This window comes from Paractinoplanes aksuensis (genome assembly GCF_024137025.1).
GTDB lineage: Bacteria > Actinomycetota > Actinomycetes > Mycobacteriales > Micromonosporaceae > Actinoplanes > Actinoplanes aksuensis.
The window spans coordinates 41,628-56,147 of sequence record NZ_JAMYJR010000038.1; the positions used below are offsets into that span (position 1 = coordinate 41,628).

Sequence of the window (14,520 nt, forward strand, 5' to 3'; positions counted from 1 at the left end):
GCCCTATCGGCCGCCCTCCTCGAGGGCGCGCGGGCCCCACTCCCGTTCGACGATCGAGCGAAACGCGGCCCGGACCGAGGCGCGGTCGCCGAGGTCCAGCGCCGGCTCGGCTTGCGGCTCGTCCGGGCGGGCGTGGGGGTGGGTGTATTCGGCGTCCGCCATCGCGGCGAACGCGTTCAGCAGGAAGTACGCCCATCGACTCATCAGGGAGGCCTCCACTCCGTCCGGGCCGGGCGGTCAGGATCGCCGGCACTGTCTACGACGGCGCGGAGGCCCGCGCGCTCACCGATGGGACGACCGTCACTGCGACCAGGCCCATCCAGCCCGGATGACGCCGGTCGGATGAACCTCGAGTCGCTTCCCGCGTTGTGGGTGGGGAAAGGTGTGGTGACATGAACAACGACGGAGTGCTGGTGGTCGGCGCCGGGATCGCGGGGCTGGCCCTGACCCGGGCGCTGCGGCGGCGTGGGGTGGCGGTCCAGCTGGTGGAGCGGGCTCCGGGCGCCGGTGGCGGCCTGGCGGTCAACCTGCCCGGCAACGCGGTGACGGCCCTGGACGCGCTCGGGGTCGGCGACCAGCTGAAGCAGATCGGACGGCCGGTCGGCCGCCGGGAGTACCGCAGTGCCACCGGGCGGCGACTGTTCGGCATCGACGAGGAGGCCTTCTGGGGACCGTCCGCGCGGTCCCGCTGCGTCATGCGCTCGGAGTTGCATACGCTGTTGGCCGCCGGTCTCGGTGTCGAACCACGAGCCGCCACGGTGCAGTCGGTACGGGTGGCTGACGGCGGTGCCGAGGTCGAGTTCACCGATGGTGGCACCGGTCGCTACGGCTTCGTGGCCGGGGCTGACGGCGTCCGGTCGGTTGTACGCGGCGCTCTCTTCGGCGAGGCCGGCGCCAAGGAGGCCGTGCTGAGCGGGGCGAGCTGGCGGTTCATGGCTCCCAACCCGGGCGTCGACTGCTGGGTCGCCTGGTCCGGAGGCGCGGGTTCGGTGCTGCTCCTGCCGGTCGACGACGAGCAGGTGTACGTCTACGCGTCCGCCACCCGGGGCGGTCCGGTCGGTGCCGACCCGTCCTGGCTCGGCACGACGTTTCGGGACTACCCGGCGCCGGTCCAGGCGGTGCTGCGGCATGCGCTCGATCGGCCCGAGACGCTGTATCACTCACCGGTTGAGGAGATCCGGCTCCCGTCCTGGACGGCCGGCCGCTGCGCGTTGATCGGTGACGCCGCCCACGCCACGGCTCCGATCTGGGCCGAGGGTGCGGCCCTGGCGGTCGAGGATGCCCTGGTGCTGGCGGACGAACTGGCCGCGGGGGAGTGGGACACCGCCGGTCAACGGTACGAGCGGCGCCGCCGGGCCCGGGTGGATCACGTGCAGGCCCACACCGACACGTTCTCCCGGGCTGCCGGTGCGCCGATCTGGCTGCGTGACCTGTTGCTGCCGGTCCTCGGGCCGCGTTCCTACCGGGCGGCGTACGGTCCACTGCGGCAACCGTCCCGCTGAGCTCCGGTCGCAAGGTGGAGCCGCCGGCGTACCGAGAAGCCGGCGGCCCGGCGCGCTATGCCGTCCAGAGCCAGGCGCGGCGTTCGTACTGCGGCACGAAGCCGACCCGGACCTGGTTGCGGGCCGACACGGAGTAGCCCTCGTCGGTCACCTCGGCCTCGTTGACCAGCAGGGAGCAGCCGGCCCGGCGGCCGGCCTCGACCCGGGCAGCGAGCAGGGCCGTCTGGGCGCCGCGGCCCCGGTGCGAGGGGAGGGTGGCCCCGGACGACAGATGGGCGTATCCCGGGCCGAGCCAGATCATGCCGGTGGCCACCATCTTGTCACCGTCGTAGCAGGCGTACGCCTCGAACCGCGGGTCCTTCAGAGCTCCCCGGGTCACGTCGAAGTTGGCCTCGGCATCGAAGCCGAAGGTGTTCCACATCAGTGTCACCCAGTGCTCCTGCTCGTCCGGGGTGATCCGGGCGGTGCGAAGGTCGGTGCGGGGCTCGAACGAGGGGAACGGGGACCGCATGGCGAGCTTGACGCTGCGGTCGGCGACGGTGAGTCCGTGCCGGGCCACGATCGACGGCCAATCGGCCGGTTCGGCCGGTACCGGCAGCACGATCCGGGCCCGCTCGACCCCTCGGGCCCGGTAGTGGGTGACGATCTCGTCGATCAGCTCGGCGCTGGGCGGCTCGGTGAATCCCATCGCCTGGCACCAGAACAGCATGTCCGGGCCGGGCCTGCTCAGCACGGTCACCCCGCCGATGGCGGTGGCGCGCGCGTCGTAATCGCGTTCCAGGGTGGGACCGGCAGCACTGGTCACGGCCAGGAATGACTGCGCTTCGATGTGTTCGAATTCTTCTGTCACGTGGGAGAGGACGCGTTGCGGAGCGGCCGGTTCACCTGGCCCGGCAGATTCGGTGACCAGTCACATCGTTCGGTGTGCCGGTAGCGCCGGGCCCGGGACTCACCCGTCGGACCGCTCGATGAGTTCGGCCCAGCCCGGCAGCACGTTGTGGGCGCAGATCGACTTGACGAGTCCGACGACCGATTCGGCGGGCACCATCAACACCCCGGGGTTCACCGGCGCCGCCCCGCTCCTTCGTACCGTGAGGGACTCCTCCGGAACTCCGGCGAACTCGGGCACCCGCACGACGTACGCGCGGCCGTCCTGGTGGACGGTGATGCGCGAGGCGATCGGGTGCCCGACGAGGACCTGCACCTTGTCGGGCTCGAACGGATAGGGGTTCAACGGGAACAGATCGACCTCGTGGACGACCTCGGTGTACCGGGCTTCGAGCGTGATGATCTCGAAGGACCGATGGAGCTCCAAAGAATGGGCGACGTATCGCTCCAGGACGGTGGACTCGCAGGACCAGCGCAGGCGAAAGGGGAAACTCACAGAGGACCTCGTCGGCGAGCGGACGGTCAAGAGGGGCGTCGGGTGAGGCGGAGGTTCTCACCCGACGGCTGGCACGGCTCGGCCCTCGTACAGCTCGAAGTAGGTCTTCTCGAGAGTCGCGGTGCGGGGGCCGAGCGCGGCCGGGTTGACGATGTCGTGTTCGATGCCCCAGGAGGCCGGAAGGTCGAACCGGGTGACCGGACCCAGCGACTCCGCCACCTCGGTCGCTCGGTGAAGGTCGATGTAGGTGTCGGCCTCGGAGGTGACCAGGCCGATCGACTTCAAGGTGGAGCTTCGGCCGCCGCCGAGGTTGCGGGCGATCCGCAGGTACTGCGACAGCGCCGCGTAGGAGAACTCGGTGCCGCTGGCGTAACGGTCGGGCAGCAGCCGGTTGCCGTACAGCACGACCAACGGCTTCACCTGCCAGGCCGGCGCCTGCGTGGCCGAGGGGTTGTAGAACGGCGACAGCGTCAGCAGGCGGGCCGCGGCGCGATGCCGGGCCAGCCAGGTCGCCAGCACGGCGCCGCCCGAGATGCCGACCACCCCGACCTCGTCGCCGAGGCCGGCGGCCAGATCGAAGGACTCCGAGGCGTACGCGAGAAGCTCGTCGGCCTCCAGCCCGGTGTGCGCCTTCCGGTCCGCGACACCATGCCGGGGCGCCCGGGGGACCAGAACGTTGTAGCCCTGGTCGTAGAAGCGCTGCGCCAGCGACGACATCTGGGCCGGGCATTCGGTGTAGCCGTGCAGCATCAGCACGGACTTGGCGGCCCGGCCGGGGTGGATCAGCGCGCGCGACCGGCACTTGACGGTGACCGCCGGGTCGGCCTCGTCCCGGGCGACCAGCCGGCCGGCACGGGCCTGCGCCTCGGTGAACGAGACTGGGCGGGCCGTGCCCGCGTCGAGACCCAGTGGCCAGGCGTAGATCACACCGACCGCGAGCAGAACAACCAGAACGAGGGCAGCACCGGCCCGCAGAAAGCTTCGCAGGATCACGAACACGTCGACGGGTGCCGGGTCTCGAAGTTCATCGCATGAATGACGCCGTCACACAGCGGTCGATGAACGCGGGGCCGGCGTGCCACTGGTGCGCGAATCGATCTCGGCCCCGTAGCGATCTTATTCACAACGGTGAACGCCGAGTCGTCCAGATCGCTTTAGAGGACGTGACCATCAAGCTGGGCGTCAGCCTTCCGCAAACCACCGACTACGACCTCGCCACCGACATCACGGACGCGGCCCGCACGGCCGAGAAGATCGGGTACGACAGTGTGTGGGCGTTCGAACGGGTCCTCCTCCCGCACGACCAGTCGGGAGCCCATGGGCTCTACGGCGTACCCGATCTGCCCTGGCCCGCCTTGTACGGCATCGTCTCCGACCCGCTGATCACGCTGGCCATGGCGGCCGCCGTCACGAGCCGGGTCGAGCTCGGCACCGGCGTGCTCGTGGCCCCGCTGCACCTGCCGGTCAAACTGGCCAAGACGCTGGCCAGCCTCGACCACTCCAGCCGGGGCCGGGTCATCGCCGGCCTGGGTAGCGGCTGGTCGGTCGACGAGTTCGCGGCCACGGCGCCCCGGCCGATCGCCGAGCGCGGCGCCGCCCTGGACGAGTTCCTCGACGTCGCCGCAGCCGTGTGGGGTCCCAACCCGGTCGCTGTGAACACCGGCCGTTACCGCATCGACCCGGCCGACGTGAACCCGAAACCCGCCCGGCCCATGCCGGTCTATTTGGCCGGCAGCAACCGGACCGCGTTCCGGCGCATCGCCCGGCGGGCCGACGGCTGGCTGCCGACCGGGATCTCCTCGGCCGAGACGGTGGCCGGTCTGGCCCAGATCCGCCAGCTGGCCGAGGAGGAGGGCCGCGACCCGGCCCAGATCAGGTGCGTCTACCAGATCGGCCTGGTGGCGCCGTTGGTCGAGGTGCCCGAGGGTGACCGGAAGCCGTTCACCGGCAGCGCCGGGCAACTCGCGGCCGACATCGCCGAGCTGGCTGAGGGTGGCGTTGACCATGTCTACGCCACGCTGCCGTACGTCGTGCGCGACCGCAACGAGTACTACGACCGGCTGGCCGAGTTCCACGCCTCAGTGCGCGAGACCGTCGCCTGAGTCGCTCCGTGGGCCTGGTTGTCGGCCTGCAGGGCCGCCGTACTGTGCCCACTCCATCCTCATGGCGGACATCGAAGGAGGGTGCCCGCCCGAGGCATAAACGCTGCCGGCTGCCAAGTCAACATGTAGCCGATGCAAATCGTGCGGAACCCCGACGCTGTGCCATGCACGCCGGACGCGGGTTCGGCGTTCCGCCAGCTAGGTCACTGCTGGACGCGTTGAATCGCGGATCCAGGCCTCTCATATTTCATCGCGCAACAAATGCTGACACCCTGGCAAACGTATCCACGGACACTTTGTTCAAGTGAATATGCTCTCGCCGGCTTGTCTGGCGCGACGCTGATGGCGGATCTAGCGTGATAACCGGTCGTCGATAGCGGCGCCGAATTTATCGAGAGGAATATCTGATGAAAAAAGCACTGGGACGTATTGCGGCTGCGGCCGTGGTCGCCACTGTCGGTCTGGCGGTGGCGCCCGCTCCCGCATCGGCGGCCGGCGAAACCTTGTTCGTCTACGTCGATGAAGCTTGGGGTGGACCTGGATACAAGGTCACCGGGGCTCTCCCGGATCTCGCCCCGCACAATATCAACGACAAAATTACCAGCCTCAAGGTGCAGCTCGGTTGCTGGCGCCTCTTCGCGGACGCCAACTATCGCGGAGACTCGATTTCGTACTACACCGGCTGGGTTCAGACCAATCTGGGTTACGACGGACTGAACGACAGGGTCAGCTCCATCAAGCCTTGCTAGTGCGGGTCTGAGTCGACGGTGGCGTGTGCCTGGTCCTCAAGCCGAGGAGCGGGCACACGCCGCGGTCGTGCTGATGAAAGTGGCCCCAACGGCAAAGGACCCGAATTCACCCCAGGTCTTGCGACGGGAATCCGTGAATGGCGGAAGTCGAGTGGCTCTCATGAAACTCCTCCGCGAGCCGGCCCGGCTCGCTACGGAATATCCCAGGCTGCGTCTGCAGGGGCCCATCGGCACCGCCGCCGTCGTCGCTGTCTGCCTTCCCACCTACGTCGCGTATCCGTTCATGAAGAGGTCATCCTGTTTCCGCTGGCCTGGCTCGGTCTCTGCTTCAACACCTTGGTCTTCGCAGGCTGGGTGGCGGTCACCGGAACGGTCGGCGCGCCGGCTGTCCTGCTGTGGGCGGCGGGCGTCTTCTGGACGCTGGGCTACGACACGATCTACGGTCACCAGGATCGGGAGGGCGACCGGCGGATCGGCGTCAAGTCCACGGCCCTGCTGTTCGGCCGGGCCACACCGTGGTGGGTGGCTGCGTTCGATCCCTGGCTGCCTCGGCCTGCTGGCCGCCGTCACGGGACACACCGCGCCTTTTCGGTGCACCTCTACCTCGGGGCACTGACGGAACAGGTGCGCCCGGACCCGGACGAGATCACCGACGTGGTGTTCGTCGATCCGCCCGAGCCGGCCGAGCGTCTTGCCCAGGACCTCTTCCCGGCCCGGTTCCGTACCGTGCTGCAAGCTGCGCACCACACTGTTGAGGACGCCACCGGAGCATCGTGGCTTGACCTTTTTCATCTCGACTCATCTATAGGTTCTGGCGCGGTGGCACCGCCGTGCCCTGTCCGTACCGCAAACGCACCGCCCCGATGAGGTAGACGACACCGGTTGTCACGGTCAATACGGTGGCGGCGGTGATGAGCCCGACGCCGATCGGGTCGAGCGAGGCGGGCGCCGGCCACAAGTACCAGGTGAGGGTAACGACCTGCAGGACGGTTTTGGCCTTGCCGCCTCGTCCGGCCGGGATCACGCCGTGCCGGACGACCCACAGCCGCAGGGCGGTGACGCCCCACTCGCGGGTGAGGATCAGCAGGGTCACCCACCAGGGCAGCCGGTCGAAGGCGGAGAGCAGGACGAACGCCGTACCGGTGAGTGCCTTGTCGGCGATCGGGTCGGCGAGCTGACCGAACGGCGTGATGAGCGACCAGCGGCGGGCGATCCAGCCGTCGGCGAAGTCGGTCGCCGACGCCGCCATGAAGACCAGACACGCAGCGAAGTGGGCCGGCGTGCCGGTCAGACCCGAGGAGACCGCCAGACCGAGAAAGACCGGCACCAGAACAAGGCGCAGGACGGTCAGCAGGTTCGCGGCGTTGTAGGGCGACACCGTGCGGGTTGGTCCCGCCGGCAACTTCTCTTCCTCCATCAGAGACGCACCGCCGCCCGGTCGAGCTCAGCGACTCGGCTCATCCGCAAGCGGGTCTGCCGGTGGACGGCGCCGGCCGGCATCAGCCGGGGTTGCCGGGCCCCGAGGTCCACCGCCGCGCCGTCACGACAGACCTCTACCGGTCCGAGCATCTCGAATCTCACGGGCACCCGCCCAATTTCGTCACGTACCTGCCGACGCAGCCGCTGTTCTCAGGTTCACGGTCTGCCGCCGGCTGGTTGCGTCCGCATTCAGCTGAACCTGCTCACTCCTTCGGCGTCTGGCAGGACAAGAGACCGGCTCATTTCCATGCCTTGATGGGGCGGCCGGTCGACCGGAACCAGAAAGGCTCGGGATGAAAAGATTCCTGGCGGTCGGTGTCGGCCTGCTCCTCGGTGCTGCCCTCCTGCCGGTGACGGCTGAGGCGCAGGCCCCGGAACGGGGCGGCTGGACACCGGCCCCCGTCGCCTGGGGCGTCTGCGCCGATCCGCGCCTGCAGCAGATCGGCGCCGAATGCGGCTTCGTCCGCGTGCCGCTCGACTACGCGCGTCCCGACGGTGCCAAGATCGAACTGGCGGTGTCACGCGTCAAGCACAGCTCGTCCGAGAAGGACTACCAGGGCGTCATGCTCACCAACCCGGGCGGGCCGGGTGGATCGGGTCTGATCGTGCCGGTGCTCGGCCGGTTCGTGCCCGGCGGCGTCGGCGCTGACTACGACTGGATCGGCTTCGACCCGCGTGGTGTCGGCTCCAGCCGGCCGGCGCTGAGCTGCGACGTCAACTACACCGGCTACAACCGGCCCGACTACGTGCCCACGACCCGGCAGATCGAGCAGGCCTGGCTCAGCAAGGCCAAGGCGTACGCCGAGGCGTGTGACAAGGCGGGCGGTCCGCTGCTCGACCACATGAAGACCACCGACACGATCGCCGACATGGAGAGCATCCGCCGGGCGCTGGGCGCCAAGAAGATCAACTTCTACGGTCTCTCGTACGGCACGTACCTCGGGCAGGTCTACGCCACGCTGCACCCGCAGAAGGTCGGCCGCATGGTCTTCGACGCGAACGTCGACCCCACCCGGGTCTGGTACGGCGGCAACCTCGACCAGAACGTCGAGTTCGACAAGGCCAGCCGCGTCTTCTTCGACTGGGTCGCCGAGCACGACGAGATCTACCACCTGGGCACGACCGGTAAGGCTGTCCGCAACCGTTTCTACGCCGAACGGCGACAGCTGAACGCCACCCCGGCCGCCGGTCAGATCGGGCCGTCGGAGTGGGACGACATCTTCCTGTCGGCCGGCTACAACGTGAACTACTGGCCCGACATGGCCACCGTCTTCTCGGCCTGGGCCAACGGCAAGGACGCCACTGGCCTGCTCGACCTGTACGCCCCGCCCGGCACGCCCGGTGCTGACAACGGCTACGCGGTCTACCTGGCCACGGTGTGCACCGACGTCACGTGGCCCCGCGACTGGGCGACGTGGAAGCGGGACGCCTGGGCCCTGCACGCCCGATACCCGTTCCTGACCTGGGGCAACACCTGGTTCAACGCGCCCTGCCGCGACTGGGGCGCCCGCCCGGGCACTCCGGTGCGGGTGGACGGGGCCAAGACGCCGCCGATCCTGCTGATCAACGAGACCGGCGACGCGGCCACGCCGTTCTCGGGAGCTCTGGAAGTTCGCAAGCGGTTCCCACGCTCGGTGCTGGTCGAGGGGGTCGGCGGCACCACCCACGCCGGCTCGCTCAGCGGCGTCGCCTGTGTCGACGACACCATCGCGGACTATCTGCGGGACGGCACCCTGCCCAAGCGGGTTGGGGGCAACCGATCCGACCGGCAGTGCGCGCCGGTGCCGGTGCCGGACCCGTCCGCCGCGCGCGTCGCCGACGCCGACGGCATCAGCCGGGCCGACGTTCAGCAGCTGATCGGCCGCTGAGACGCCTTCACGCGGCGCCGCCGGCCCATCGGGCCGGCGGCGCAGCCGTTTGCTCGGCCCTTGAACTTGTTCGCTGAACCCGGTCGGCTCCTCCCCGTCTGACCTTCCCGGCCTGGGCCAACCATGGCGACGCCACCGGCCTGCTCGGCCGGTACGCCCCGCCTGGATCAGCCGGCTCCGACAACTTGCAGGCGGTCTACCTGGCCATGGTGTCACCGCCGTCGCCTGGCCTCGGGCCTGGCGGCGGGATGTCTGGGCAACGCCTGGTTCAACGCGCTCTGCCGCGACTGGGCGCCCGCTCCGGCACTGCGGTGCGGGTTGATGGGGCCAGGACGACGATCCTGCTCATCGACGAGACCGGTGACGTGGCCACGCCGTACTCGGGAGCTCTGGTCGAGGGGGTCGGCGGCACCACCCGCGTTTCGTCGCTACGGGGATGTCGCCTATGTCGACGACACCATCGCCGGCTGTCTGCGGGATGGCACGCTGCCCGAACGGGCCGAAGGCAATCGGTCAAATTTCCAGTCCGAGGGCGCTGCCGGCTCCGGAGCCTCGGCGGAGCGGGGCCCGCGTCGGCCGGGCTGGCTTCCCGCCGCTGATCGGTCGCTGGCCCGGTACGCGCCAGCCGGAGGCAGCCCATCCAGGACCGCCTCCGGCTTCTCGCGGGAGCGACGGCGTCAGCCCGCGTCGGGCCGAAGAGTGATCGGGAGGCTCCGGTAGCCCGGGGCGTCGGGGTCGACGTCAGGGTTCTCACGCACCAGGAAGAACCGCAGACCGTCACCGGGGATCGGCTGTCCCTGAGCGCCGGACACCGCGGACTGCGACACCGGAGTGACGGAGTCGTAGCGGTTGGCGTCGAAGACGAACGATCCGTCGGGTTCCGGCGCGAGCGCCACCATCCGGACGCCATCTTCCAGCGGCTGGCCGTTGTAGTGAGGAGCCGAGATCTCCGGCGCCCCGCCATGGCCGGGAGCCAACGGTGCGGCGCCGGCGCCAGGCGTCTGGACGTCCCCCTCGTGCGGGCCGTGCCCGGGGCCGAGCGGTGCCGCGGTGTGGACAGGCGCCTCGACCTCACCGCCGTAGGGCGAGCGGGCCGGCGTCTCCCCGCCGGGCTCAGCGATGAGGTTCAGAGGACCGCCATGCGTGGGGGAGGCGGGGGTTTGCGGTGTCCCGAAGTGTTCGCTGGGGATGAGTCCGTCAGCCTTTTCGCCGTCGCGCATGGTGAGGGGGGTGGTGTCACCGGTCGGGTCGGTGCTGAGGCTGAGGTTGGCCGCCCCACCCTGCACGGGTGACGCAGGGATCTGCGGCTTCCCGAAATACTCCTGGGGTATTGGATTCTCGTCGGCCGCGGCCGGTGACGGCTGGTTTGCCAGGGTGGTCGGGGGCGGCGGCCCCGGGCTAATGGGAGGTGGTGGCCCGGGCTCAGCCAGGGCGATCAGCCGGGTTCCCGCGTCGACCGCACCGTCCTCCGTGTCACGGTAGTCGGTGCCGCTGTCCGCGAGGGTGTCCGCGGCGTACCGCACGTGGGCATGGCTGCCTTTGAGCACAGCCTCGGCGCCGTCCAAGCCGGCGAGGAACGAGGTGGCGAACTCGCGTCCCATCTCGTCGTCGCCCCAGCAGCCGTCGTACGTCGAGCGCAGACCCTGCACATTCCTGAGCTGATGGTCGTAGTACTGGGCGTGGTCGTCGTACGCCTCACCGGCCCGCTTGAGGCCCTCCGGGTCGACGTAGATGTGGCCTGAGGGCGGGCTCATCGCCGCCCCCGCCGGTGTGCTTCATGCTGGAAACTCATCACGCGGCTCCCTTCCTCGCGCGCCCAAGTGAATGTCGCCGCCGGGCGGTCCGGAAGGATCGGGCCGTACGACGAAACGTTCGTGCACCACTTCAGCACGACCGTCGGTCCACCCGCGAAGTGGCTTGCCGCGATCATCTGGTGGGGGCTGACCGACGTCCGGTGGATTCGTCGAGCCGGATGCCGGAGTCGGCGACCGCATGATGACTCTGCCCGCGGAGTCGTATGTCTGGTCCCCTGGTGTGAAGGAAAGCCCCAGCCAGTCGATGAAGGGATCTCGTCCGGGCTGATTGCTGCCCGGGTTCGACTGCCCTCCTGGCGCGCGGTAGTCGGCCGTCCGGATACGCGGGGGCCAGTTGGTGCGCCAGGTGGACGGCGACACTGGTCTTACCGATTCCGGGAAGCCCGTCGACGGCGAGGATCGGCATGGATCCCTGGGTCCGCCCGTGGTCGTCGACCAGGTCGAGGACTTCGTTTCGCACGTCGTCGCGGCCGGTGAAGTAGGGCAGGTCGGGCGGCAGCTGAGCCGGCAGCACGAGGGTCGTGACCGGAAGCCGGCTGATCCGCAACTGTCCCGACGGAGGGACCGGTTCAGCGGCATTCGGATCCAGCACCGACCGGTACGCGTCGCGGAGCTCTTCGCCCGGGTCGACGCCGAGCTCTTCGGTGAGCCGCATACGCAGGGTCTGGTAGAGCGCGATGGCTTCGGCCTGGTGGCCATCGGCGCACAGAGTCAGCAGCAGTTGACTGTGCAGCGCCTCGTCCAGGCGCCGGTGTTCGGCCATGCGCCGCAGCACAGGAAGGACCGATCGGACGCTGCCGAGGCGCAACGCCAGGGCGGCAGCCGTGCGAGCGACGTCGGCGCACTCGTGATCCACCAGGTCGAACGCCAGGTGGTCGCCGGCGGCGCCGCACGGTCCCCGCCACAGGGCCAGAGCCGTCTCGTACGCCGCCAGCGCCTCGGGCAGACGCCCGGCGGACTCGTCCGACCGGGCCTGCTCGGCGAGGGTTCGCAGCCGAAGCAGGTCGAGGTCGTCCGGGCCGACACGCATCCGATAGCCGGCCGCGTCGCCCACCAGCCAGCGTCCGGTCGCCCGGGGCGGCAGGTCCGGCTCGAACGTCCGCCTGAGGGCGCCCACATACCGGTGTACGACGTTGACGGCACTGCGCGGCGGCCGGTCACCCCACAGCAGATCGACGATGTCGGCGAGTCCGACGGCTCGTCCGGCGTTGGCCAGAAGCAGCGTCAGGATCAGCCGGGGTTGCCGGGCTCCGAGGTCGAGCTCCGTGCCGTCACGGAGCGCCCGGACCGTCCCGAGCACCTCGAATCTCATCGATGCCAGCCCAGCTCGCTTACGTACGTGTCGACGCAGTCGCCGTCTCCAGGTTCACCGGCAGGGGGAGCGGGGTCAGGGCGTCGTCGTTCACCGCGCTTTCCTGACGGATGAGCTCGAACTGCCGGAGCCCGTCCGACGCCTACGACCGTATCGACCAGCCGTTCGCTTCGCCGATCGCCCGGGACAGGGTGAGGCAGCCGGCGTTCGCCCTGCCGCCACCGCTTCGAGGCGCGTGATCCCGGCCGCGGCACAGTGCCGGAGAAGGCCGTTCACGAGCAGCAGGCCGACGCCACGGCGCCTGCCAGGCGTCGGCCACGAGAACCGAGAGATCGGCTGGACGCGGCGAGTCGATCGGCCCGACGCATTCGGCGCCACCGACCAGCTCGCCGTCGGCGAGGGCGACCTGGGCCAGCCTGCTCACGCCCCGGGACTCCGGCTGACGCAGCGAGCCCAGGTAGGCCTCCGGCAAGCGGACGGTGCCGGTCAGGAACCGGCTGGTGAGCGTCTCGGCGGAGAACGAGGGTTCGGCGTCCCGGAGACGCTGCAGGTCGGCTTCCGTCCGTTGTCTTGCGTGGACATCAATGGCCAAGGCAACCGGTCCGACCTGCAATGCGAGGCGCTACCGGTCCCGGAGCCCTCGGCCGAGCGGGTGGCCGGCCGGTCTGACCTGCGCCGGGGTGATTTCCCGGCGCTGATCGGTCGCTGACCATGTACGTGAAAGCCGGAGGCAGTCCAGCCAGGACCACCTTCGGCTCTCGCGGTAGTGAAGGTGTCCGTCCGCGTCGGGCCGAATGGCGATCAGGAGGCTCCGGTAGTCCAGGGCGTCGGGGTCGGCATCAGGGTTCTCTCCGTCACGCCGGTGCCGCAGTCGTCCAGACCGGCCCGCTTGAGGTCTTCCGGGTCGACATAGACATTGCCCTCGGCCGGGCTCATCGATACCCCCGCTGGTGCGTTTCATGCTGGAAACTCATCACGCGGCTCCCTTCCTCGCGCGCCCAAGTGAATGTCACCGCCGGGCAGTCCTGAAGGGTCGAATCGCTCGACGGAACGTTCGTGCACCACCTAAGCACAACTGTCGGCTCCGTCGACCATCAGCGTCCGGACGTCAGCGCGGCCAGAGCCCGATGCTCGGCGACCATGTCCACTGGCGGCGGCTCGCCCTGGCTTCGGATGTGGCTCAATAACTGCTCGTCAGGGCTCAAGGCGTACGTACGAAGGTAGTAAGCCACGGCGTCGGTCCAGATCCAGCGACCGTCAGTGCGGAAGGTCATCGGCACCACGGGGCCGGCCGCCGGGTCGAGAACGTCGTTCTCGCGAGCCGTCGTGGTCAGCAACATCGTTCCATTTTCAAGATAGCGCAGCACACGAGCCGTCTCGGTGGTGTCGGAGAGGCGCGGATGCGCAGGATCGGACCGGCCGCCGGACTCTAGTGCGAACGAGTCGAAGACCCGGGCCGTCCGCACCGAACCGGCCGGGTTCGCAGCCCACAGCAACGTGGACCGTCCGCGAGCCTGCTGCTGATAGGCCGGGAGCTCCGTCGCGGGGCCGAACGTGTCCACCTGCGGGTCGGTCACGCCGGCATTCGTCAGCATTTCCTGCAGCCACCCCGTCGCGCCGGGATAGGCCGACGGATCCGTGTCGATCACCAGCAGATAGACCCGTATCGGGCCACTCTCGGCGGTCCCCGGTTGTGCAGCTCGCCAGGTTCGCCACAGCGCGAGCGGATGCGGCACATGGGCTAGGGCATCCACCGTGGCCAGATCGATGGGGTCGAGCAACTGCGGAGTGCCGGTCGCATCGAGAAGAAGCGGCGGAGGCGTGGTGTCCTACGGTCCGGGCAGCCTAGGGACGAAGTCGAAGGCCGGGTGCACGTCGAGGCTGGCCACAGGCAGACCTGCCAGCTGGTTCAGCGCCGGTTCGGACGCCAGAAGCCGAACCAAGACCTCGGCATCCACCGGGGCTACAGGCAGACGGTCAGCCACGAGAGTGCCGAGAACAGCGTTTGCCGTGTCCACCGGCCTGCCCTCGGCCAGGCACATGCGGGCCCCTGCTGTGACTTGATCCGGCAGCCAGCCGGCAAGTCTCAGCAGCATGTGGTGAAGGCGGGACTCCACCTCGTCGGGCCTGGTCATTTCTTGTCTCCATCAGATCGGTTGAGCTCGGGCCGGGTGGTGACACGGTGTGCCTGTGTCGACCAGGCTCCGTCTTGACCTGCAGCCCAGCCGCTTCTGCGCCGATTGCTCTCACTCGCGACGACGTATCGAGCGGCGCGCCGCCTTACGGCCGAGGCCCGTGAGCCATAGGAGT

Annotated in this window: 16 protein-coding genes; 5 read left to right on the plus strand and 11 right to left on the minus strand. The window is 69.4% G+C overall.

The genetic code is table 11. From position 1 onward, the window contains the following. Positions 1–3: 3 nt before the first annotated feature. Positions 4–204, minus strand: a complete 201-nt coding sequence (locus M1L60_RS33295; RefSeq protein ID WP_253241534.1) for a hypothetical protein — start codon at positions 202–204, stop codon at positions 4–6. Between the two features lie 188 nt (positions 205–392). On the opposite strand from M1L60_RS33295, the gene M1L60_RS33300 reads away from it, so the two are divergent. Beyond that, entirely contained in the window at positions 393–1,502 is a 1,110-nt protein-coding gene (locus M1L60_RS33300; RefSeq protein ID WP_253241535.1) for an FAD-dependent monooxygenase, read from the plus strand. A gap of 55 nt (positions 1,503–1,557) precedes the next feature. Here M1L60_RS33300 and M1L60_RS48020 read toward each other — a convergent pair whose 3' ends face one another. From M1L60_RS48020 to M1L60_RS33315, 3 genes are all read right to left on the minus strand, one after another. Continuing rightward, entirely contained in the window at positions 1,558–2,352 is a 795-nt protein-coding gene (locus M1L60_RS48020; protein WP_253241536.1) for a GNAT family N-acetyltransferase, read from the minus strand. A gap of 99 nt (positions 2,353–2,451) precedes the next feature. After that, on the minus strand, positions 2,452–2,886 hold the full coding sequence (locus M1L60_RS33310) for a hypothetical protein (protein WP_253241537.1): 435 nt from the start codon (positions 2,884–2,886) through the stop codon (positions 2,452–2,454). 57 nt (positions 2,887–2,943) lie between these two features. Next, positions 2,944–3,879, minus strand: coding sequence for an alpha/beta hydrolase (locus tag M1L60_RS33315; protein WP_253241538.1), 936 nt, complete (start codon positions 3,877–3,879; stop codon positions 2,944–2,946). A gap of 170 nt (positions 3,880–4,049) precedes the next feature. Here M1L60_RS33315 and M1L60_RS33320 point away from each other — a divergent pair, with 170 nt between their 5' ends. From M1L60_RS33320 to M1L60_RS33330, 3 genes are all read left to right on the plus strand, one after another. Then, positions 4,050–4,988: a TIGR03619 family F420-dependent LLM class oxidoreductase gene (locus tag M1L60_RS33320; protein ID WP_253241539.1), complete on the plus strand. Its 939-nt coding sequence runs from the start codon at positions 4,050–4,052 to the stop codon at positions 4,986–4,988. A gap of 407 nt (positions 4,989–5,395) precedes the next feature. Further along, on the plus strand, positions 5,396–5,737 hold the full coding sequence (locus tag M1L60_RS33325) for a beta/gamma crystallin-related protein (RefSeq protein WP_253241540.1): 342 nt from the start codon (positions 5,396–5,398) through the stop codon (positions 5,735–5,737). An 18-nt stretch (positions 5,738–5,755) separates the two neighbouring features. Beyond that, entirely contained in the window at positions 5,756–6,604 is an 849-nt protein-coding gene (locus M1L60_RS33330; RefSeq protein ID WP_308208575.1) for a UbiA family prenyltransferase, read from the plus strand. Here M1L60_RS33330 and pgsA read toward each other — a convergent pair. Together pgsA and M1L60_RS33340 are read right to left on the minus strand one after the other, a co-directional pair. Continuing rightward, positions 6,540–7,154: a CDP-diacylglycerol--glycerol-3-phosphate 3-phosphatidyltransferase gene (pgsA, locus tag M1L60_RS33335; protein ID WP_253241542.1), complete on the minus strand. Its 615-nt coding sequence runs from the start codon at positions 7,152–7,154 to the stop codon at positions 6,540–6,542. The two genes, M1L60_RS33330 and pgsA, sit on opposite strands and share 65 nt — an antisense overlap. Further along, on the minus strand, positions 7,154–7,324 hold the full coding sequence (locus M1L60_RS33340; protein WP_253241543.1) for a hypothetical protein: 171 nt from the start codon (positions 7,322–7,324) through the stop codon (positions 7,154–7,156). Before M1L60_RS33340 ends, pgsA begins: the two co-directional genes overlap by 1 nt. Positions 7,325–7,509: 185 nt before the next feature. Between M1L60_RS33340 and M1L60_RS33345 the strand changes: the two genes are divergently transcribed. Further along, positions 7,510–9,084: an alpha/beta hydrolase gene (locus M1L60_RS33345; protein WP_253241544.1), complete on the plus strand. Its 1,575-nt coding sequence runs from the start codon at positions 7,510–7,512 to the stop codon at positions 9,082–9,084. 677 nt (positions 9,085–9,761) lie between these two features. Here the strand turns inward: M1L60_RS33345 and M1L60_RS33350 are convergent. The 5 genes from M1L60_RS33350 to M1L60_RS33370 form a co-directional block, all read right to left on the minus strand. Next, positions 9,762–10,838, minus strand: coding sequence for a hypothetical protein (locus M1L60_RS33350; RefSeq protein WP_253241545.1), 1,077 nt, complete (start codon positions 10,836–10,838; stop codon positions 9,762–9,764). A 172-nt stretch (positions 10,839–11,010) separates the two neighbouring features. Continuing rightward, complete coding sequence (locus M1L60_RS33355) at positions 11,011–12,210, minus strand: AfsR/SARP family transcriptional regulator (protein WP_253241546.1); 1,200 nt, start codon at positions 12,208–12,210, stop codon at positions 11,011–11,013. 142 nt (positions 12,211–12,352) lie between these two features. Continuing rightward, positions 12,353–12,823, minus strand: coding sequence for a hypothetical protein (locus M1L60_RS33360; protein WP_253241547.1), 471 nt, complete (start codon positions 12,821–12,823; stop codon positions 12,353–12,355). A gap of 481 nt (positions 12,824–13,304) precedes the next feature. Further along, complete coding sequence (locus M1L60_RS33365) at positions 13,305–13,991, minus strand: hypothetical protein (protein ID WP_253241548.1); 687 nt, start codon at positions 13,989–13,991, stop codon at positions 13,305–13,307. 48 nt (positions 13,992–14,039) lie between these two features. Beyond that, a complete protein-coding gene (locus tag M1L60_RS33370) occupies positions 14,040–14,345 on the minus strand; it encodes a hypothetical protein (protein ID WP_253241549.1) in 306 nt (101 codons plus the stop codon). Positions 14,346–14,520: the final 175 nt, after the last annotated feature.

Coding starts and splice junctions, on each gene's coding strand:
- M1L60_RS33370 (WP_253241549.1), bottom strand. CDS start 14,345: ATGACCAGGCCCGACGAGGTGGAGTCCCGCCTTCACCACATGCTGCTG.
- M1L60_RS33300 (WP_253241535.1), top strand. CDS start 393: ATGAACAACGACGGAGTGCTGGTGGTCGGCGCCGGGATCGCGGGGCTG.
- M1L60_RS33350 (WP_253241545.1), bottom strand. CDS start 10,838: ATGAGCCCGCCCTCAGGCCACATCTACGTCGACCCGGAGGGCCTCAAG.
- pgsA (WP_253241542.1), bottom strand. CDS start 7,154: ATGGAGGAAGAGAAGTTGCCGGCGGGACCAACCCGCACGGTGTCGCCC.
- M1L60_RS33355 (WP_253241546.1), bottom strand. CDS start 12,210: ATGAGATTCGAGGTGCTCGGGACGGTCCGGGCGCTCCGTGACGGCACG.
- M1L60_RS33345 (WP_253241544.1), top strand. CDS start 7,510: ATGAAAAGATTCCTGGCGGTCGGTGTCGGCCTGCTCCTCGGTGCTGCC.
- M1L60_RS33325 (WP_253241540.1), top strand. CDS start 5,396: ATGAAAAAAGCACTGGGACGTATTGCGGCTGCGGCCGTGGTCGCCACT.
- M1L60_RS33295 (WP_253241534.1), bottom strand. CDS start 204: ATGAGTCGATGGGCGTACTTCCTGCTGAACGCGTTCGCCGCGATGGCG.